Below are 19,461 nucleotides of genomic sequence, written 5' to 3' on the forward strand. Positions count from 1 at the left end.
GGGGCGGTGTCAGCCGTTCAGTTCGTCGAAGCGGCGGACGAGCTCGGCACGGCCGGCGTCGGTGAGGTCTCCGTGCAGGCGCATCCGGGCGAGGCCGCCGTCGGGGAAGACGTCCAGCCGTACGTGGGTCGCGGTCACCGGGCGCGGGAGTGCGAAGCGGTGCGGGGTGTCGGGCTGGAGCCTGGTCTGCGGCAGGATCTCGAACCAGGCGTCGTCGTCGGCCGGATCGGCGGTCGCCGCGTCGCAGCCGTGGAGCGCCGCCCAGCCCGCCGAGTTGCCCTTCAGGTACGCGGTGTCGATCTCGACGGCGCGTATCTCGCCCTGCGCGGCGAGGCGGAACCGTACCCAGTCGTTGGTGTCGCGCACGCGGCGGCGGCGGTTCTCCCAGCCGTCGTCCATCTTGCGGGACAGGCCGGGCTGGATGATCTGGGCGGGCGAGGAGTAGAAGCGGTCGGAGGCGTCCTCGACGACGCCGCCGTGCATGACGGACGCCAGGTCGACGGTGCCCAGCACGTCCAGCCACGCCGGGTCGGGCACGACCTCGCCGTACACCCGCAGCCGGGCGATGCCGCCGTCGGGGTGCTGCTTGAGGCGCAGGTGGGTGAAGCGGCGTTCGGCGGTCACCTCGAAGCCGTTGGCGGCGTGGCCGCGTACGGGCGTACGGGGGACCAGTTCCTCCCACTTCACGTCACCGGCGAGCAGGTCCTCGGGGCCCGGGCTGCCGGGGACCGCGGTGGCTTCGACGGTGATCTGCTGCGGGTAGTTGCCGCGGAAGTGGGCGGTGTCGACGATGACGCCCCGGACGACGCCGGGGGCGGCGAGGCGGATCAGCGCCCAGTCGTGCTCGTCGTCGGCGGGGAAGGGGTGCGCGCCGTCGGCCCCGCGCCGCCGCCGGGTCTCCCAGCCGTCCATGATCTTGCCCTTGTGGCCGAAGCGCTCCGGGTCGAAGACCGCGGGCTCCGGCTTCAGCAGGTTCTCGCGCTCGGCGAAGAACTCGTCGTTCGCGGCGATCACCCCGGCGCCGAAGCGGCGATCGGCGAGGTCGACGAGCGAGGTGAAGGGGAAGTCCCCGCCGCGGTAGTCCGCGTACGGGTCGCCGCCGCCGTACGGTGGGGCGTCGTTGGCGTGCGGGTCGGTGGAGGAGGCAACGGCCGGAGTGCTGGTCATCTCTGCCCTTCGGTGAGGGGACGATGTGACGCGGACTCCTTGACGATTGCAGGATCGTTTAGTCCAGGTCTATCGAAAGTTTCTGGAGGTTACGTTCAGGCGGGCTGAATGGTCCGCGCTCAGCAGGCTGCCTCGCCCGGGGGTACGGCCGCCTGCTCGGCGACCCGCCGGAGCGCGGCCAGCACCCGCGCCAGGCCCGGCGCCCCCTCCGCCCCGCGCCGTACCGCCGCCACGACATGCCGCCGCGGCTGATCGGCACGGAGCACCCGCACCGCCACCGCGGCGGCGCCGCCCTCACCCCGTACGGGCTCGGACCGGCCCCGCGCCCCCGACATCGCCATCCGGGGCACCAGCGCGACCCCCATGCCCGCGCCGACCATCGCCAGGATCGCGTCCCAGTCGGCCGCGGCATGCGCGCGCTCCGGCACGAAACCGGCGTGCTCGCACGCGGCGGTCGTGATCTGCGACCAGGGGCCGCTGCTGCCGTAGATCCACTGCTCGCCCGCCAGGTCGGCCAGCCGCAGCCCCGGCTCGTCCGCCAGCGGGTGCCCGGCGGGCAGCGCCACGTCCAGCGGGTCGGCGAGCAGCGAGAGCCGGGTGAACTTCGGGTCGCGCGGCGTCGGCGCGTGCGCGGCCAGCGAGAGCGCGAGGTCGACGCTGCCCTCCGCCAGCAGCTCGTACGCCTCCGCCGCCTCCGCCTCCCGTACGGTCACCACCAGGCCGGGGTGCGTGCCGCGCAGGTCCCGCACGGCGGGGACCACCAGCGCGGGGATCGAGGTGGAGAACGCGCCGACCCGCACCTCGCCCGCCTCGCCCTGGAGGTAGCCGAGCAACTCGGCGTCCGCCCGTTCCAGTTGTGCGAAGACGGCTTCGGCGTGCCGCAGGACGAGGTGCGCGGCGTCCGTCAGGCGTACGCGCCGGCCGTGCGCCTCCAGGAGCGTCACCCCGAGCTGCCTGGCCAGCCCGGTCAGCTGCTGCGAGACGGCGGAGGGTGTCAGGTGCAGCGCCTCGGCGGCCGCGGTGACCGTGCCCAGCTCGTGGAGGGCGCGCAGGACGCGCAGCTTCTTGATGTCCCAGTCGGCCATGCGGGCAGCGTACGCATCGGGCGCGCCGGAGGGCCGCCGAACGGCGGCCCGTGGCCGCGTACTAGCCGCGTGCCGCCCGGCGGGCCTCCCGGGCCGCCAGCCGCTCGTCGAACTTGCGCGCCTGGTCGTCCAGCCCGCCCATGTACAGCCCCAGCTCCTCCTGGGCCCGCAGTCCGGCCGGGCCGAGGCCGCCGATCTCCAGGACCTTGAGGTAGCGCAGCACCGGCTGGAGCACGTCGTCGTGGTGGATGCGCAGGTTGTAGATCCCGCCGATCGCCATCCGGGCGGCGGCGCGCTCGAAGCCGGGCATGCCGTGTCCCGGCATGCGGAAGCCGGTGACCACGTCCCGTACGGAGCACATGGTCTGGTCGGGCGCGAGCTCGAAGGCGGCGGCGAGCAGGTTCCGGTAGAAGACCATGTGGAGGTTCTCGTCGGTGGCGATGCGGGCCAGCATCCGGTCGCAGACCGGGTCTCCGGAGTGGTGGCCGGTGTTGCGGTGCGAGATGCGGGTAGCCAGCTCCTGGAAGGCGACGTACGCGATCGAGTGCAGCATGCTGTGCGCGTTGTCGGACTCGAAGCCCTCCGACATGTGCGCCATGCGGAACCGCTCCAGCTCGACCGGGTCCACGGCCCGGCTGGTGAGCAGGTAGTCCCGCATGACGATGCCGTGCCGGCCCTCCTCCGCTGTCCAGCGGTGCACCCAGGTCCCCCAGGCGCCGTCGCGCCCGAAGAGGCTGGCGATCTCGTGGTGGTAGCTGGGGAGGTTGTCCTCGGTCAGCAGGTTGACCACCAGGGCGATCCGCCCTATGTCGGTGACCTTGGACTGCTCGGGGGCCCACGGTTCGCCGCCCATGACGCCGTCGAAGTTGCGGCCGTCGCTCCAGGGCACGTACTCGTGCGGCATCCATTCCTTGGCGGCCTTCAGGTGCCGGTTCAGCTCCTTCTCGACGACCTCTTCGAGCGCGAACAGCAGCCGGGTGTCGCTCCATGCGGCCTGGCCGTGCTCTCCGGCGTGGCGGTCGGGGGCGATGGTCACGGGGACTCCTGGGGACGGGGGTACCTACGGCTCCGTAGGTTACGTCATCGTAGGTTAGGTCCGCGTGAAAATCGTCATCGGCGGAATCCCGCCCTCCGCCGGCACCGGGCGGTCCGCGCCGCACGCAAAAAAGGGCGCCCGCCGGTTCTCGCGAACCTGCGGGCGCCCTCGAAGAGGCGTGAAGTAGAGCCCTGGATCAGCCCTTGGACTGCTTGCGGGACTTGTCGCCGGCCATGACCAGGCCGGCGATGACCAGGAAGAGGACGATGGGAGCGGCGACATAGAGGCCGAGCGTCTGGACGACACTCAGGCCCGGACCCGGGTCGTCACCATCGTCGCGGGTGAGCGCGAACGCGGGGGACGACATCAGCAGCATCAGCGCGGTGCCGGCCGTGATGGTTCCGGCGCGCAGGGCGTTCTTCTTGACCAGATTGCTCACGTGGTCAACGTATCGGACGCGATTCACCCTCGCGCGCCCGGGGTCGCCTAACGGCTGACCCGGGTCCGGTCAGGGCCGGGACCGGTGCGCGGTCACCGGCTTGAGACGCGGGGCGGCGCGGGCCGCGAGGACCCGTACGCGGACGGCGTCGGCGGTCACCGGCGCGGGCAGCGCCAGGATGCGCCGGTGGCCGACGGTCGTCCCGCCGGCGATCCGCCGCCACGTCCCGGCGGTCCGCGCCTCGACGGCGAACCGTTCCACCCGCTGCCCGTACCGCAGCTCCTCACCGAGCCCGACCCGGTCGAACGTGACGCCTCCCGGGCGCGCGGCCGCACCCCGGCCGCCCTCCAGGAGATCCTTCCCGTACGTCGCCCGCACGGCCCGCCCGAAGCCGGTGAGGGAGGCGACGTCGGCCGCGTCGATCCGGCCGTTCCGGCCCGGCGGCACGTTGAGCAGCAGCGACGCGTTGCGGCCCACGCTCTTCTCGTACAAGGACAGGAGCCGGGCCGGCGTCTTGGGCCGCTCCCAGGGGTGGTGGAACCAGCCGGGGCGAATCGATACGTCCGCCTCCGCCGGATACCACTGGAGGTACTTGGTGGTGGGCGCGAGCAGCTTGGCGCGGGAGCCGATGTCGGCGTCGGAGGAGTCGTTGGGCAGGCCGCCGGAGAGCACCGACCAGGGATCGACGGCGGACGGGGTGACACTCCACTCCGTCTCGCGCGCCACGCCCCGCTCGTTGCCGACCCAGCGCACGCCCTGCGGCCCCTGGAAGACGACGGTGCGCGGCGAGAGGCGGCGGATCGTCTCGAACCACTGGCGCACGTCGTACTTCTGTGTGATCCCGGCGTCCGCCCAGGGGTTCGCGCCGTCCAGCCACAGCTCGTCGACCGGGCCGTACTGGGTGAGCAGTTCGTAGACCTGGTTGAGGTAGTACGCGTCGTAATCGTCGGCGCGGACAGTGAAGGAGGGCAGCCGGCCGTCGCGTACGGCGTCGGCGCGGTCGTCGCCGGCGACGAGGGTGGGGATGGTGCGCTCGGTGACGGCGCTGCCGTTGCCGAAGCGGCCCAGCCCGGCGGGAACCCGGCCACGGTCCTCCAAAGCGACCCGTTCGGGCAGGCTGAGCGGCTTGCCCTCGGCCTGCTTGCGCCGGACCTCCTCGACCCAGCGCGCGTGCCGGGCGTGCGGCAGCTCGGCGCCGTCGGACGGGGAGAGGTAGAGGCCGACCTTGAGCCCGGCCTTGCGGGCGGCCCGCACGTACGCGCCGACGACGTCCGGCTGCCCCGGGCCGGCCCGGACGGTGTGCGGGGTGTAGCGGCTGGGATAGAGCACGAAGCCGTCGTGGTGCTTCGCGGTCAGCATGACCTGCTCGGCGCCCGCCGCCTTGTATGCGCGCATCCACTGGTCCACGTCGATGCGCGACGGCGCGAACCACTTCGGGTCCTCGGTCCCGGAGCCCCACTCGCGGCCGGTGTAGGTGTTCATGCCGAAGTGCGTGAACGCGGTGACCTCCCGCTGCTGCCAGGCGCGCTGGGCGGCGGTCGGTACGACGTTCGCGGCCTTCTCGATGATCCGCGCCGGGGTGTCGCAGGGCTGGACGGTCATCTGCGAGGCGGGACGTACGGGGCCGTGACAGGGGGGCGCGGCGGGCCGGCGGGCGGAGACCGGCTGACTGTCGGCGGCGGCCTGGAGCGTGGCCGGTGGGGCGAGGGCGACGGCGAGGGTGAGCGCGAAGACGGTGCGGAAGCGGGCGCGTGGCCGGCGTCTTGCCATGGTTCCCTCCAACTCCCCGACCCCGATTGGTCGGATCTCTTGGATGGCGTCCACGGCATGGTCCCGTACGGCCGATGCGACCGGAAGACCGGCGCGGGCAGCCGGTCAGCCGGCCGCTCCGGGCCCGACTACCGCTGTGGGGTGCGCAGTTCACTCATCAGCGCATGGAGCCGGGGCGACGCGGCAATCTCCTCCAAGGACAGCGGGCGCCCTGCCGGATCGGTGATCGGCAGCCGCCAGTTGGGATATTCGTCCCATGTCCCCGGGAGGTTCTGCGGACGCCGGTCCCCCACCGCGTCCGGCAGCCACACCCCGACCATGCGGGCGGGCGTGCGCAGCAGATAGCGGTGCAGCGCCTTGACCGCCGCCTCCTCGCTCCCCCGCCCCTCCGGCAGCAGCCCCAGCCGGTGCAGCACCTCCAGCCACTCGCCGACCTCGACCGCCTCCGCCGCCTGCTCCTCCCGGAGGGAACGGTCCAGCAGCCCGAGGCCGTGGCGGAGCGCGGCGTGCTGCCCGGTCAGCCGGGCCGCCGTACTGGGCAGGTCATGCGTGGTGACCGTGGCCAGGCACCCGGCGCGCCAGTCCCCGGGCGGCAGCGGCCGGGCCGGTTCCTTCGTGTAGTCGCGCTCGAACCACAGGACGGACGTGCCGAGCACGCCCCGTTCGGCCAGCTCCGTACGCACCACCGGCTCGACCGTCCCCAGGTCCTCGCCGATCACGGCGGCCCCCGCGCGGTGTGCCTCCAGGGCGAGAACGGAGAGCATCGCCTCCGCGTCGTACCGCACGTACGCGCCCTCCGTCGGCGGCCGGCCCTCCGGCACCCACCACAGCCGGAACAGGCCCATGACGTGGTCGATGCGCAGGGCGCCCGCGTGCCGCAGCATGCCGCTCAGCAGACCGCGGTACGGAGCGTAGCCCTGCGCGGCCAGCGCGTCCGGCCGCCAGGGCGGCAGGCCCCAGTCCTGGCCGCGCGAGTTGAAGGCGTCGGGCGGCGCGCCGACGGACATGCCGGCCGCGAACGCGTCCTGCTGGGCCCAGGTGTCGGAGCCGGAGGGGTGCACGCCGACGGCCAGGTCGTGCACCAGCCCGATGGCCATTCCCGCCTCGTCCGCGGCGCGCTGGGCGGCAGCGAGCTGCTGGTCGGTGTACCACGCGAGCCGGCTGTGGAAGTCGATCCGGTCCAGCAGGGAGCCGCGCATCCGTGCCGTACGGGCCGAGCGCGGGTCGTCCAGGCCGGCGGGCCAGCCGCGCCAGTCGGAGCCGTACCGCTCGGCCAGCGCGCACCAGGTGGCGTGGTCCTCCAGGCCCGTGCCCTGGTCGGCGAGGAAGTCGCAGTAGGCGGCGCGGCGGCCGGGGCTCAGCGGCACCTTCCAGAGCAGCTCCAGCGCTTCCCGCTTCAGTTCCCACACGGCGTCCCGGTCGATCAGCGCCCCCTCGCGGAGCACCGATTCGCGCAGCTTCCGGGCCCGTACGAGCAGCGCGTCGATCCGGGAGCGGGCCGGGCCTTCGAGGATTCCGAACTCGGGGATGTCCTCGATGCGCAGGTGGACGGGGTCGGGGAAGCGGCGGGAGGAGGGACGGTACGGCGAGGGGTCGGTGGGCGCTCCGGGCACGGCGGCGTGCAGCGGGTTGATCTGTACGAAGCCGGTGCCGAGCGCGCGTCCGGACCAGGCGGCCAGGTCGGCGAGGTCACCCAGGTCCCCCATGCCCCAGGAGCGGCCGGAGAGCAGGGAGTAGAGCTGCACCATGAAGCCGTGGGTACGGCCGGGCGGCGCGGGCATCCGGCCGGGGGCGACGATCAGGTGGGCGCGGGCGGAGCGGCCGTCGGGGGTGTGGGCGCGCAGGATGTGGACGCCCAGGGGAAGGCGGCCCACGTGGTCGCCGGGGCCTCGGGCCGGGGGCCTGCCCGGCGTGCGGGCGGCACCGGGGCTCCGGGCGGGAGACCGGCGCGGCATCCGGGCGACACCGGGGCCGCGGGCAGCGGCCCTGCGCGGCGTCCGGGCGTCGTCAGGGTTCGGGTCCTGGGCGGGCGGCTCGTACGCGTAGTCCGGGGGACCTGATGGGTCCGGGCCCCAGTCGAGCACCTCGCCCGACTCGGTCTCCACCCGCAGGGCGGTGCCCTCGGGCAGACGCGACAGGTCCGGGGGGCGCCCGGGGCGCACCACGACGGTGGGCGGAAGCAGGGCACGGCCCACGCCATGGTCGTACGCCTCCAGCGCGGCGCGTACGGCGTGCGGAGTCGACGCGTCGACCCCCAGCGCGGCGAGAACGGCGACGACGGTGTCGTCACCGACATGTTCGATACGTCCCGGTGCGGGCTCATAGGACGTGCACACACCGTGCAGACCGGCGAGCCGCGGTCGGCCCATCAGACCTCCATGGACTCCGTGCCCAGGCCGGCCGCGGTGGGCTCGCTGGTCAGCGGCAGCTCGGCGGCGATCGGGGACTCACTGGTGAGCGGGGCGGCGTCGGCGAGCGGAGGCTCGCTGGTCAGGGGCGGTTCGCAGAAGCAGAGCGAGCCGGATCCGTCCAGGCCGGAGTCGGGGTCGGACACCCCGGCGAACAGATCCGGCTCGACAGGTTTCTCCGGCTCGGAGGGTTTGACGCGCTCTGCCGGGTACTCGGGGGCGGACGACAGTGCGTCGAGGAGGAGCTGAGCGGACGCGGCCACGGAGGGCCTCCCGTTCGTCGGTAGTGGGACACGACCTGCCCTACCCAGTCCGGGCGGTCGCAGACGTACCCATTCAACCAACGTGGCCCAGGTCACACATCCCTCGTGCAGGCGATTTGCCGGTGGCGGACGGGTGACGGCGCAGGGATGCCCCTCGGACGGGCCTTCCGGAGGAAGTCCTTCAGCACCCCGGCCCGCCCCGGGAGCACCCCCGGAACACACCGCGACACGCCGGTCCCACAGGGCAAACCCGGCACTTCGCCTGCTGCCGTTGACACCCTTACCGCCACAGTGGTGGGCTCACTGCCGAAGGCTGGTCCGGCGGGGTTCCACGGGGTACGAGGCCCCCGCCGCGACAGTCGGCTCAGGGGCGCGCGGCCGCGGGGCGGCCGGGCTGCGGCCGTCCGGTGCGTCACCGGCCGGCCGGTGCGTTGGAATACGGGGACTGAGGAGAGACCGTGCGAGTCCGGAGCGGCGTTCGGGACGGCGGAAGGGTCGGCAGACAGGGCGAGGGGGCGGGTGGCGCCACGGGTGACGAGCCCGGTGGTGGTACGCGCTCGGGGTCGGGCCCGGCCTCGGGCCCGGTCTCAGGCCCGGCCGGAGATCGCGGCGCCGTCGGGACCGTAGCCACCGTCACCCGCCTGGCCGGGGACACCGACGCCCGCCCGGCCGGCCCCACCAGCATCGGCACCGGCAGCGTCGGCCGCTTCGGCGCCGTACGGGTACGGGCCCGTACGCGCGTCGCCGGGGCCACCGCCCTCGCCGCCGCCGTCATCGGCGGCCTCCTCGGAGGCACCGCTCCCGCCCACGCGGCGCCCGCCGACCCGGTCGTCGGCACCCCCGACCTGCCCGGACAGGCGGACGGCACCGGCGGCACCGGCCGGACCGTTTCCGCCGGGCAGCCGCCCGCCGTGTGGCCGCGCCCGCAGTCGATGCGGTCGGCCGGCGCGTCCGTACCGCTGGGCGGCGAGGCCACGGTCGTCGCCGCGCCGGACGCCGACCCGTACGCCCTGGACGCGCTGCGCGCCCTGCTGCGCGACGCCGGAGTCCGTACGGTCCACGACACCGCCCCAGGGCAGACGCCGCCCGGCAAGGGCCCGGTGTTCCGCGTCGGCGGCCCGGACGCCGAGTCCGCGCTGCGGGCCTTGCGCGCGCCCGCCCGCGGGGACTTGCCCTCCGGCGGCTACCGTCTCGCAGTCGGCGAGACCGCGGGCCGCGGCACGGTCGCCCTGGACGGCGTCGGACCGGACGGCCTCTTCCACGCCGTACAGACCCTGCGCCAGCTCGTCGTGGAGCGCGCCAAGGGCGACGGCCGGAAGGACGGTGGCGACGACGGCGGCAAGGAGCTGGCCGCCGTGGTCGTACGGGACTGGCCCGGCACCGCCGTACGCGGCATGACCGAGGGCTTCTTCGGCCGGCCCTGGACCCGCGAGCAGCGCCTGTCCCAGCTGGACTTCATGGGCCGTACGAAGCAGAACCGCTACCTGTACGCGCCCGGCGACGACCCGTACCGCCAGTTCCGGTGGCGCGAGCCCTACCCGGCGGCGCAGCGCGACGACTTCCGCGCGCTGGCCGAGCGGGCCCGCGCCAACCACGTGACGCTGGGCTGGGCCATCTCCCCCGGCCAGGCCATGTGCATGTCCTCCGAGGACGACCTGAAGGCGCTGCGCCGCAAGGTGGACGCGATGTGGGCGCTGGGCGTGCGCGCCTTCCAGCTCCAGTTCCAGGACGTCAGCTACAGCGAGTGGCACTGCGACGCGGACGCCGACACCTTCGGCTCCGGCCCCGAGGCCGCCGCGAAGGCGCACGCCAAGGTCGCGGACGCGCTCGCCGACCACCTCGCCGAGCGGCACCCCGAGGCGGCGCCGCTCACCCTCATGCCGACCGAGTACTACCAGGACGGCTCGACCGCCTACCGCGAAGCGCTCGCGGCCGCGCTGTCCGACCGGGTCGAGGTGGCGTGGACCGGCGTCGGCGTCGTCCCCCGTACCATCACCGGCGGCGAACTGGCCAAGGCGCGCGAGGTGTTCGGCCACCGGTTGGCCACGATGGACAACTATCCGGTCAACGATTACGCGCAGGAGCGTATCTTCCTCGGCCCCTACACGGGCCGCGAACCCGCCGTCGCCACCGGCTCCAGCGCGCTGCTGGCCAACGCCATGGCGCAGCCCACCGCGTCCCGCGTCGCGCTGTTCACCTCCGCCGACTTCGCCTGGAACCCGCGCGGCTACCGGCCCGGCGCCTCCTGGCAGGCCGCCATCGACGACCTCGCCGGGGACGACGCAGCCTCCCGCGCCGCCCTGCACGCCCTGGCCGGCAACGACGCCTCCTCGGTCCTCGGCACCGACGAGTCCGCGTACCTCAAGCCCCTGATCGAGGCGTTCTGGAAGGCCCGCGCCGACGCCACCGACAGCGACGACCGGGGCGACGACGAGCGCTACACCAAGGCCGCCGCCCGGCTGCGGGCCGCCTTCCACACGATGAGCGGCGCGCCGGAACAGCTGTCCCCCGGCCTCGCCGACGAAGTACGTCCCTGGTCTCGCCAGTTGGCGCGTTACGGCGCGGCGGGCGAGCGCGCCGTGGACATGCTGACGGCGCAGGCCCGCGGGGACGGCTCCGCCGCCTGGACCGCACAACGCGCCGTCCAGGACCTGCGCAAGAAGATCAAAAAGAGCCCGGCGACGGTCGGAAAGGGCGTTCTGGGGCCCTTCCTCGACCGCGCGATGACCGAGTCCGACGCGTGGACCGGTGCCCGCTCCGATCGCTCCGACACCGCCCCGGCGCCGGACAAGGACGCCCACCCCACCTCCCTGACCGTCCCCTTCGGCCGCTCCCGCCCGCTGACCGCGGTCACCTCGCTCACCGAGCCGAGCCCGTCCGCGGCCGCCGTCTCCGTGGAGGCGCACGTACCCGGCGAGGGCTGGCGCCGGCTCGGCAGCCTCTCCGGCACCGGCTGGACGCAGACCGAGGCGCGCGGCCTGAAGGCCGACGGGGTCCGGCTGGCCTGGAAGGACGGCGGCACCGCACCGTCCGTGCACTCCTTCACCCCGTGGTTCGCCGATACCCCGGCGGCGGGCCTGGAGCTGGCCCACGACGAGATCGACGCCGACACCGGCGGCACCTTCTCCGTGGACGCCCGGATCTTCTCCCGCCGCCCCGCCGACGTGGAGGGCAAGCTCACGGCCAAGGCGCCCAAGGGCTTCACCGTACGGGCACCGGAGCACGTCACCGCCCCGCGCGGCGGCACGGCCACCGCCCGTATCGAGGTCACGGTCGCGCGCGATGCCAAGTCCGGCACGTACGAGATCCCGGTCACCTACGGGGACCAGAAGCGGACGCTGACCGTCCGGACCTACCCGCCCACCGCGGGCCCCGACCTGGCCCGCGGCGCCACCGCCACCTCCTCCGGCGACGAGACCCCCGAGTTCCCGGCCTCCGCCGTCACCGACGGCGACCCGAAGACCCGCTGGTCCTCCCCCGCCCGGGACGACGCCTGGCTCCAGCTCGAACTCCCGCGCCCCACCCGCCTGGGCAAACTCGTCCTCACCTGGCAGGACGCCTACGCGACCGGCTACAGGGTCCAGGTATCCCCGGACGGTACGACCTGGCGCACGACGGCCACCGTCCGCGACGGCAAGGGCGGCCGCGACACCGTCCGCATGGACGCGAAGGACATCCGCTTCGTACGCGTCCAGGGCGACAAGCGCGCGACCCGCTTCGGATACTCACTGTGGGACGTACAGGCGTACGCGGTGAAGGGCTCGGACACACCGGCCCCGCCGCCCGCCCGGCAGCCCGGCGGCTCCGACCCCGGCACACCCGCCCGGCCGGGCTCCACCGGTGCCACGCCCAAGGGCGCGCCGTCGGCCCACGAGGCATGGCCGGCGGAAACCCGCTGAGCCATCCGCCTAGCCGACCGGTTAACCGTCCGCTGAACCGACCGCCGGGGCAGCCACCGACCACCTGAGAACGACCCTCGACCGCCCGCAGCCGGGCCCGGACTCCCTCCGAACCCGGCCGCGGATGGCCCTCTCCATGCAAAAACCCGGACCTAAGCCGATACGGCATCGATCCGGGCCAGCGCGTCATCCGCCCCATACGGCTGCAGATATGGCAGCCATTGGGGGTCCCTATGCCCCGTGCCGATGATCCGCCAGGCCAGACCCGACGGCGGCGCGGGCTGATGCCGCAACCGCCAGCCGATCTCGGCGACATGCCGGTCGGCCTTGACGTGATTGCAGCGGCGGCACGCGGCGACCACGTTCTCCCAGGTGTGCTGCCCGCCACGGCTGCGCGGAACAACGTGGTCGACGCTGGTTGCGACGCCACCGCAGTACATGCACCGCCCACCGTCCCGGGCGAACAGGGCACGGCGGGTCAACGGGACGGGACCGCGAAAGGGCACCCGCACGAACCGCTTGAGGCGGACCACACTCGGAGCGGGCAACACACGGGTCGCGCTGTGCATCAGGGCGCCGGACTCCTCAAGGCTGACGGCCTTTTCGTTGAGGACGAGGATGAGCGCGCGGCGGAGCGGTACGACGCCGAGCGGCTCGTACGACGCGTTGAGGACCAGGACATGCGGCACGGGTGCCTCCTTGTACGCCGGCGGCGCGTGGCTCGCGCCGGGACGATCTCTCCACAGTGTCCCCCGGTGCCTGGTCGCAGCGCCACCATCACCGGGTAACGGGCCCGAGGTGTTTTCGACCACACCGCTTTACTTCCCCCCAAACAGACCCGTAATTGGTCCGGTCACTCTCGAACACCGGCGCGGACCGCCCCCGTTGCCCCGTTAGTGTGGTTGGTCTGCCCGGGGCACGGTAAGCACCGACCCGGGTCTGCTGTCCCACACGGAGGTTCCTGCTGTGTTCTGGTCCGCTTCCCCAGCCGCCACGCCGCCCGGCGCGCATCGCCGGGCGTCGCTCGACGACGCCACGGAGAAGGCCACCAACGCCGCCGGATGGGTGGAGGAGAACTGGGCGACCTGGCTCACATCCGGCCTGCAGATCGCGCTGATCATCGTGATCGCCGTGATCCTGCGGCATGTGATCCGGCGCACGATCACCAAGCTCATAGAGCGGATGAACCGCACCGCGACGGCCGCCCAAGGCACCGCGCTGGGCGGGCTCCTGGTCAACGCCGAACGCCGCCGCCAGCGCTCCGAGGCCATCGGCTCGGTCCTGCGCAGCGTGGCGTCCTTCGTCATCATGGGCACCGCCGCCCTGACCGTACTGTCCGTCCTCAAGATCAACCTGGCCCCGCTGCTCGCCAGCGCCGGCGTCGCGGGCGTCGCCATCGGCTTCGGCGCCCGCAACCTCGTCACCGACTTCCTCTCCGGCGTCTTCATGATCCTGGAGGACCAGTACGGCGTCGGCGACGAGATCGACGCGGGCGTGGCCACCGGTACGGTCGTCGAGGTCGGCCTGCGCGTCACCAAGCTGCGCGGCCCCAACGGCGCCATCTGGTACATCCGCAACGGCGAGGTCAAGCGCATCGGCAACCTCAGCCAGGGCTGGTCCACCGCCGCCGTCGACGTCATGATCGCCCCGGACCAGGACCTGGACCGCGCCCGCGAGATCATCACCACCGCCGGCGAGGAGATGTCCAAGGCCGAACCCTGGAACGAACAGCTCTGGGAGGCCGTCGAGGTCCTCGGCCTCAGCGAGGTCCACCTCGACTCCGTCACCATCAGCGTCTCCGCCAAGACCATGCCCGGCAAGGCCCCCGGCATAGAACGCGAACTCCGCTGGCGCATCAAAAAGGCCCTCGACGCGGAAGGCATCACCCTGGCCCCGCGCCCCCTCGCCGACACCCCCGACGAAACAGCCCCAGACCCCGCCGCCGCGGTAGCGGCCCCGTCGGCCCTCGCCAGCCCGACGTCACCGCAGTCGCTGGCTACTACGCCTATCCCGGCGCCCAATCTGGGGAAGTAGCGCCGTCGGGCCATCCACTCGCTCCGGTCCGAGCAGTTCCGCGGACCGGAGCAAGCGGCTTCCCCAGGCCGTGGCCATGAGACCGGCGCCCCTACTCCACATCCCCCCAGCTGACGTCTCCGTCAGGCGGCCACGGCTGCGTGAAGTCGAAAAGTGTGGGCGCGTCGATGTCCCGGACGGCTCGTCTCCATGACGGGCGGCCCGAGACGAGAAACCCCCGCCCGTTCCCGGACTTCAGCGTGTAGGTGATGCCGGCCTCGGCAGCCACTCCATGCTTCGCCGCGATCTCGGCGACCTCTCCCTCGTCGGCGGGTGCCACTGTCAGACCACGCATCATCGAGTGCAGAAACATGGTCTGCACACCGCCCACATGGATTTCGATGCGCGGTGCGGTGTTCATGGCCAGATCCGTGTCACTGCGAAGCAACAGGGTCTGGTGGGAGACGGTGTACTCCCACACTTTGAAGAGACGGTCCGGCTCCGCGAGCATCATTGCCTTCCTCCACTGGAGAACCTGCTTCAGCGTCTGCGGCGCCGCAGCGATTCCCACTCCCCCGTCCCCCATCACCTGTATGCAGTCGTTTACCACCCCATCTCCGGGTGACTCGGCTGACCATGGAGACCGAGATCAGGCTGCGCGTCGACGGGCAGGCGTACGAGGTGACGGTGGATACGCGGACCACCGTGCTCGACGCGTTGCGGGAGCGGCTGGGGATCACCAGCCCCAAGAAGGGGTGTGATCACGGGCAGTGCGGGTCGTGCACCGTGCTGCTGGACGGGCGGCGGGCGACGACTTGTCTCGCCTTGGCCGTGTCGTACGACGGGGCGGAGATCACCACGGCCGAGGGGCTGGGTGAGGGCGACGGGCTGCATCCCGTACAGCAGGCTTTTGTGGATCACGACGCGCTGCAGTGCGGGTACTGCACCCCGGGCCAGGTGTGCTCGGCGGTGGGTGTGCTGCGGGAGGCGGCACAGGGGTGGCCGAGTGCGGTGACCGAGGTGGGGGCGGAGGGCGGCATCGCGCCCGAAGCGCTGGGGCATGACGAGATCGCCGAGCGGATGAGCGGCAATCTGTGCCGTTGCGGGGCGTATGTGAATATCGTTCCGGCTGTTGCGGCCGCTGCCGAGGCTGAGGGGGCGGACCGATGAAGCCCTTCCGGTACGAGCGTGCCGCCGACGCCGCCGGGGCCGTGGCCGCCGTGGCGGCGCACCCCGGGGCCGCGTTCCTGGGCGCCGGTACGAATCTCGTCGATCATCTGAAACTCGGGATCACCTCCCCCGACCTGCTGGTCGACGTCACGCGGCTGCCCATGGACCAGGTGGAGGAGCTGGACGGCGGCGGCCTCCGGATCGGGGCGAACGTGCGGAACGCCGATCTCGCCGCCCATCCCGCCGTACGCTCGCGCTATCCGGTTCTTTCCCAGGCCCTGCTCTCCGGGGCCTCCGGACAGCTGCGCAACCTTGCCACCACTGGCGGCAACCTCCTGCAGCGCACCCGTTGCGCCTACTTCCAGGACCCCAGCACCCCGTGCAACAAGCGCGACCCCGGCTCCGGCTGTGCGGCCCTGGAAGGCTGGACCCGCTACCACGCCGTCCTGGGCGCCTCCTCGCACTGTGTGGCCGTGCATCCGTCCGACATGGCGGTGGCGATGACCGCCCTGGGCGCGGTGGTCGTGACGCTCGGCCCGGACGGCGAGCGTCGCATCCCGCTCACCGAGTTCCACCGGCTGCCCGGTGACGCGCCGCACCGCGACACGGTCCTGCGGCACGGCGAGCTGATCACCGCCGTCGAGCTGCCCGCCCTGCCGTACGCGGTCCGCTCGCGCTACCGCAAGGTCCGCGACCGTGCCTCGTACGCGTTCGCGCTGGTCTCCGTGGCGGTGGCGCTCGACCTGGAGGACGACGGCCGCACCGTACGGGAAGCCCGCATCGCGCTGGGCGGGATCGCGCACAAGCCGTGGCGGGCCGAGCGCGCCGAGCAGGCCCTGCGCGGGCTCCCGGCCACCGAGGAGAGCTGCCGTACGGCCGCCGACGCCGAGACGGCGGACGCGCATCCGCTGCGGGACAACGCATTCAAGATTCCGCTGGTCCACAACACGCTGGTCACCGTCGTACGCGAGCTGGTGCCGGAGACGCCGGCGGTTCCTGGCGGCCTGGAGGGAACACGATGACTAGTACGTCCGAGAGCCGGACCGCGGACCCGGCTCGCCCCCGTGCCGTCGGCGCGGACCAGGAGCGCTCCGACGCCCGCGACAAGGTGCTCGGCCGGGCCCCGTACGCCTTCGAGCACCCGATGGAACGTCCCTGCTACGCGCACGCCGTGCTGTCCACCATCCCCCGCGGCCACATCACGGCCATCGACACGGAGGCCGCACAGCAGGAGGACGGCGTCATCACCGTACTGACGTACGAGAACGCCGAGCGGCTGGCGTCCACGGACGACGCTGAGCTGGCGATCCTGCAGGAGCCCGAGGTGGCGTTCCGTGGGCAGATCGTGGGGGCGGTGATCGCCGAGACGCCGGAGGCGGCGCGGGAAGCGGCGTCGCTCGTACGGATCTCGTACGCCGAGGAACCGCACGCATCCGAACTGAAACCGGGCGAGAGTGAGCTGTACCGGCCGGAGACGGCCAACGGTGGTGCGGGCACGGACAGTGAGCTGGGCGACCTGGACGCCGCCATGGAGGCGGCCCGGGCGGACCCGGGCGCGGTCGCGCTGGACGAGACGTACGTGACCGCGATGACCCACTGCAACCCCATGGAGCCGCACGCCACCATCGCCGTGTGGCAGGGAGACGAGCTGACGCTGTACGACTCCAGCCAGAGTGTGCACGGGCACCGCGACACACTGGCCGAGGTGTTCGGCCTCGACCGGGCGCGCGTCCACATGATCTGCCCGTACGTCGGCGGCGGCTTCGGCTCGAAGGGCGAGCCGCACGGCCACTCGGTGCTGGCGGCGCTGGCCGCGCGGGCGGTCTCCGGGCGGCCGGTGAAGCTCGCGCTGACCCGGCAGCAGATGTTCACCCTCGTCGGCTATCGCACCCCCACGTACCAGCGGGTCCGACTCGCGGCGGGGGCCGACGGGCGGCTGACCGGCATCGGCATGGACGCCGTCGAGCAGACCTCGCGCATCAAGGAGTTCGCCGAGCAGTCCGCCAACCCGACACGGACCATGTACGCGGCACCGCACCGGAAGACCACCCACCGCCTGGCCGCCCTCGACGTTCCGGTGCCGTCCTGGATGCGGGCGCCCGGCGAGTGCCCCGGCATGTTCGGGCCCGAGGTGGCCATGGACGAACTCGCCGAACGCCTCGGCCTGGACCCGGTCGAGGTGCGCGTCCGCAACGACGCGCCGACGGACCCGGAGACCGGGAAGCCCTTCTCCAGCCGCAACCTGGTCGCCTGCCTGCGCGAAGGCGCGCGCCGCTTCGGCTGGCAGGACCGCGACCCGCACCCGGGCGTACGGCGGGACGGCCGCTGGCTGGTCGGTACGGGCGTCGCCTCCTCCGCCTACCCGGTCAACCGCGTGCCCGGCTCGGTCGCCGCGGTCCAGTACCGGGACGACGGGCACTACCGGGTCGACATCGGCGCCGCCGACCTCGGCACCGGCGCCTGGACCGTACTGGCCCAGATCGCCGCCGACGCGCTGGACGTCCCCTACGACCGCGTCGAACTGCGCCTCGGTGACACCGCCCTCCCGAAGGCCACCGTCGCCGGCGGGTCCTCGGGGACGGCGATGTGGGGCTCGGCGATCGTGGCGGCGGCGCAGACATTCCGTGAGCGGCACGGGCACGACCCGTCCCCCGGAGACCACGCCCAGGCCGAGACGCCCGCCAATCCGCACGCCGAACGCTTCGCCATGCACGCCTTCGGGGCCCAGTTCGCCGAGGTACGGGTGGACGCCGATACCGGCGAGGTGCGCGTCCCCCGCCTCCTCGGCGTCTTCGCCGCCGGCCGCGTCATCAACCCGCGCACCGCACGTTCCCAGCTCATCGGCGGCATGACGATGGGCCTGTCCATGGCCCTCCACGAGGAAACCGTGACGGACCCGCGCTACGGCCTCCTCGTCAACCACGACCTGGCGAACTACCACATCACGGCCAACGCGGACGTCCACAGCATCGAGGCCCACTGGATCGACGAGGACGACCCGTACGTCAACCCCCTGGGTGCCAAAGGCATCGGCGAAATCGGCATCACGGGCACGGCTGCGGCCGTCGTCAACGCGGTGCGGCACGCGACGGGGGTGCGGGTGCGGGAGGTGCCGGTGACGTTGGACAAGGTGCTGGAGGGACTCAGTAACGGTCCGCCTTCACGGCAGTGAGGAAGGCAGCCCAGGCCGGAGTGGGGATCAGCAGGTGCGGGCCGCCGGGACGCTTGCTGTCACGTACGAGGACGGGTGAGCGGGCGGGGAGGCCGTCGGCTATCTCCAGGCATTCGTCCTGTCCACCGCTGTAGGTGCTCTTGCGCCAGGTGATGTCTGTGGGGTTCACGCTCGGTACTCCTTGGCGACGCGCTCGATCCGGGCCACTGATTCCGCAGGCGAAAGTGCAGACGTACGGGCGTCGGCGAACAGCTCGCGGTAGCGCGATACTTCCGGCTCCCGCTCAAGCCAGACCGCTCCGGTGGGGTTCTCCGCACGAACAACGTCCAATGCCGACACCTGCGGGAAGCTCAGCAGCAGGTACGGACCGAACATACCTGCGTGTGCGCCTCGGGAAAACGGCAGCACCTGGACCGTGACGTTCGGTTCCTCGGACATGGCCGCAAGGTGTTCGAGCTGGGCCCGCATCACTGTCGGGCCGCCGACCTGCTGGTGCAGCACACCTTCGGTCACCACGGCCCACATGGTGAGTCTCGGATCGTTCGTGAGGCGTTGCTGACGAGCCAGTCTGACCTGGACGAACTGTTCGATCTCGTCCGGAGAGTGCCACGCTCTGGATGCCACGGTCACGGCACGCACGTAGGCCGGTGTCTGCAGAAGGCCCGGAACGAGTTGGCATTGGAAGGTCTTGACGGAGTCGGAGACCGCCTCCAGTGCGATGTAGTCGCGGTAGGTGTCCGCAAGAACCTCCCCGTACTGGTTCCACCAGCCATCTCTGCGGCGGCGGTTCGCGATCCGCGCCAAGGCCGTGAGGCGCCTCAGCGTGTCCGCGTCCCGCACACCGTACGCGTCCAGCAGCGCCACGAGGTCCGGCGTACGGAGCGGCACCCGGCCGTTCTCGATACGGCTGATCTTTCCCTTCGTGCAGTCCAGCGCTTCAGCCGCCAGGGCTGTGGACAGCCCCGCCGCCTCGCGAAAGTCACGTAGCTCATCGCCCAGTTGCCTGCCGAGGACGGTCGAGGGACGCACCGCCGGTTCG

The 19,461-nt window shown here is 72.6% G+C and carries 15 protein-coding genes and 2 pseudogenes; 5 read left to right on the plus strand and 12 right to left on the minus strand.

The features are described 5' to 3' along the window. Nucleotides 1–9 precede the first annotated feature (9 nt). From alc to ACZ53K_RS04320, 7 genes are all read right to left on the minus strand, one after another. Complete coding sequence (gene alc / locus ACZ53K_RS04290; RefSeq protein ID WP_468831978.1) at nt 10–1,167, minus strand: allantoicase; 1,158 nt, start codon at nt 1,165–1,167, stop codon at nt 10–12. Between the two features lie 119 nt (nt 1,168–1,286). Then, complete coding sequence (locus ACZ53K_RS04295; RefSeq protein WP_468831980.1) at nt 1,287–2,252, minus strand: LysR family transcriptional regulator; 966 nt, start codon at nt 2,250–2,252, stop codon at nt 1,287–1,289. A gap of 61 nt (nt 2,253–2,313) precedes the next feature. Then, nucleotides 2,314–3,288, minus strand: coding sequence for an acyl-ACP desaturase (locus ACZ53K_RS04300; RefSeq protein ID WP_468831981.1), 975 nt, complete (start codon nt 3,286–3,288; stop codon nt 2,314–2,316). A gap of 196 nt (nt 3,289–3,484) precedes the next feature. Continuing rightward, on the minus strand, nt 3,485–3,727 hold the full coding sequence (locus tag ACZ53K_RS04305; protein ID WP_073761391.1) for a hypothetical protein: 243 nt from the start codon (nt 3,725–3,727) through the stop codon (nt 3,485–3,487). 69 nt (nt 3,728–3,796) lie between these two features. Continuing rightward, nucleotides 3,797–5,497, minus strand: a complete 1,701-nt coding sequence (locus ACZ53K_RS04310) for an alpha-L-fucosidase (RefSeq protein WP_468831983.1) — start codon at nt 5,495–5,497, stop codon at nt 3,797–3,799. Nucleotides 5,498–5,625: 128 nt separating this feature from the next. Continuing rightward, entirely contained in the window at nt 5,626–7,866 is a 2,241-nt protein-coding gene (gene malQ / locus ACZ53K_RS04315; protein WP_468831984.1) for a 4-alpha-glucanotransferase, read from the minus strand. Further along, the gene (locus tag ACZ53K_RS04320) at nt 7,866–8,168 is read right to left on the minus strand and encodes a hypothetical protein (protein ID WP_468831985.1); all 303 of its coding nucleotides are present in this window, start codon (nt 8,166–8,168) and stop codon (nt 7,866–7,868) included. Before ACZ53K_RS04320 ends, malQ begins: the two co-directional genes overlap by 1 nt. A gap of 773 nt (nt 8,169–8,941) precedes the next feature. Between ACZ53K_RS04320 and ACZ53K_RS04325 the strand changes: the two genes are divergently transcribed. Continuing rightward, entirely contained in the window at nt 8,942–12,067 is a 3,126-nt protein-coding gene (locus ACZ53K_RS04325; RefSeq protein WP_468832338.1) for a beta-N-acetylglucosaminidase domain-containing protein, read from the plus strand. A gap of 152 nt (nt 12,068–12,219) precedes the next feature. On the opposite strand, the gene ACZ53K_RS04330 is transcribed toward ACZ53K_RS04325, so the two are convergent. Next, complete coding sequence (locus ACZ53K_RS04330) at nt 12,220–12,756, minus strand: HNH endonuclease (RefSeq protein WP_468831986.1); 537 nt, start codon at nt 12,754–12,756, stop codon at nt 12,220–12,222. Between the two features lie 493 nt (nt 12,757–13,249). Here ACZ53K_RS04330 and ACZ53K_RS04335 point away from each other — a divergent pair. Beyond that, nucleotides 13,250–13,663 (plus strand): annotated as a pseudogene (locus ACZ53K_RS04335) (mechanosensitive ion channel family protein); the annotation flags it as partial. A 322-nt stretch (nt 13,664–13,985) separates the two neighbouring features. Here the strand turns inward: ACZ53K_RS04335 and ACZ53K_RS04340 are convergent. Both ACZ53K_RS04340 and ACZ53K_RS04345 read right to left on the minus strand, forming a co-directional pair. Next, a pseudogene (locus tag ACZ53K_RS04340) lies at nt 13,986–14,051 on the minus strand (hypothetical protein); the annotation flags it as partial. A gap of 141 nt (nt 14,052–14,192) precedes the next feature. Continuing rightward, on the minus strand, nt 14,193–14,651 hold the full coding sequence (locus ACZ53K_RS04345) for a hypothetical protein (RefSeq protein ID WP_468831987.1): 459 nt from the start codon (nt 14,649–14,651) through the stop codon (nt 14,193–14,195). 50 nt (nt 14,652–14,701) lie between these two features. On the opposite strand from ACZ53K_RS04345, the gene ACZ53K_RS04350 reads away from it, so the two are divergent. The 3 genes from ACZ53K_RS04350 to ACZ53K_RS04360 are packed head-to-tail and all read left to right on the plus strand — an operon-like array spanning nt 14,702 to nt 18,422. After that, nucleotides 14,702–15,250: a (2Fe-2S)-binding protein gene (locus ACZ53K_RS04350; RefSeq protein ID WP_468831988.1), complete on the plus strand. Its 549-nt coding sequence runs from the start codon at nt 14,702–14,704 to the stop codon at nt 15,248–15,250. Beyond that, on the plus strand, nt 15,247–16,272 hold the full coding sequence (locus tag ACZ53K_RS04355) for an FAD binding domain-containing protein (protein WP_468831989.1): 1,026 nt from the start codon (nt 15,247–15,249) through the stop codon (nt 16,270–16,272). The genes ACZ53K_RS04350 and ACZ53K_RS04355 overlap by 4 nt, the downstream gene beginning before the upstream one ends. Next, nucleotides 16,269–18,422: a xanthine dehydrogenase family protein molybdopterin-binding subunit gene (locus ACZ53K_RS04360; protein WP_468831991.1), complete on the plus strand. Its 2,154-nt coding sequence runs from the start codon at nt 16,269–16,271 to the stop codon at nt 18,420–18,422. Before ACZ53K_RS04355 ends, ACZ53K_RS04360 begins: the two co-directional genes overlap by 4 nt. On the opposite strand, the gene ACZ53K_RS04365 is transcribed toward ACZ53K_RS04360, so the two are convergent. Both ACZ53K_RS04365 and ACZ53K_RS04370 read right to left on the minus strand, forming a co-directional pair. Then, nucleotides 18,394–18,591 (minus strand): DUF397 domain-containing protein, encoded by a 198-nt coding sequence (locus ACZ53K_RS04365; RefSeq protein WP_468831992.1) that lies wholly within the window; start codon nt 18,589–18,591, stop codon nt 18,394–18,396. The two genes, ACZ53K_RS04360 and ACZ53K_RS04365, sit on opposite strands and share 29 nt — an antisense overlap. After that, on the minus strand, nt 18,588–19,451 hold the full coding sequence (locus ACZ53K_RS04370) for a helix-turn-helix domain-containing protein (protein ID WP_468831993.1): 864 nt from the start codon (nt 19,449–19,451) through the stop codon (nt 18,588–18,590). The genes ACZ53K_RS04365 and ACZ53K_RS04370 overlap by 4 nt, the downstream gene beginning before the upstream one ends. Nucleotides 19,452–19,461: the final 10 nt, after the last annotated feature.

The organism is Streptomyces sp. NPDC033221 (assembly GCF_055577005.1).

What these genes read in the sequence shown, in the direction of transcription:
- alc (WP_468831978.1), bottom strand. Translation starts at nt 1,167, where the DNA reads ATGACCAGCACTCCGGCCGTTGCCTCCTCCACCGACCCGCACGCCAAC.
- ACZ53K_RS04295 (WP_468831980.1), bottom strand. Translation starts at nt 2,252, where the DNA reads ATGGCCGACTGGGACATCAAGAAGCTGCGCGTCCTGCGCGCCCTCCAC.
- ACZ53K_RS04310 (WP_468831983.1), bottom strand. Translation starts at nt 5,497, where the DNA reads ATGGCAAGACGCCGGCCACGCGCCCGCTTCCGCACCGTCTTCGCGCTC.
- malQ (WP_468831984.1), bottom strand. Translation starts at nt 7,866, where the DNA reads ATGGGCCGACCGCGGCTCGCCGGTCTGCACGGTGTGTGCACGTCCTAT.
- ACZ53K_RS04355 (WP_468831989.1), top strand. Translation starts at nt 15,247, where the DNA reads ATGAAGCCCTTCCGGTACGAGCGTGCCGCCGACGCCGCCGGGGCCGTG.
- ACZ53K_RS04360 (WP_468831991.1), top strand. Translation starts at nt 16,269, where the DNA reads ATGACTAGTACGTCCGAGAGCCGGACCGCGGACCCGGCTCGCCCCCGT.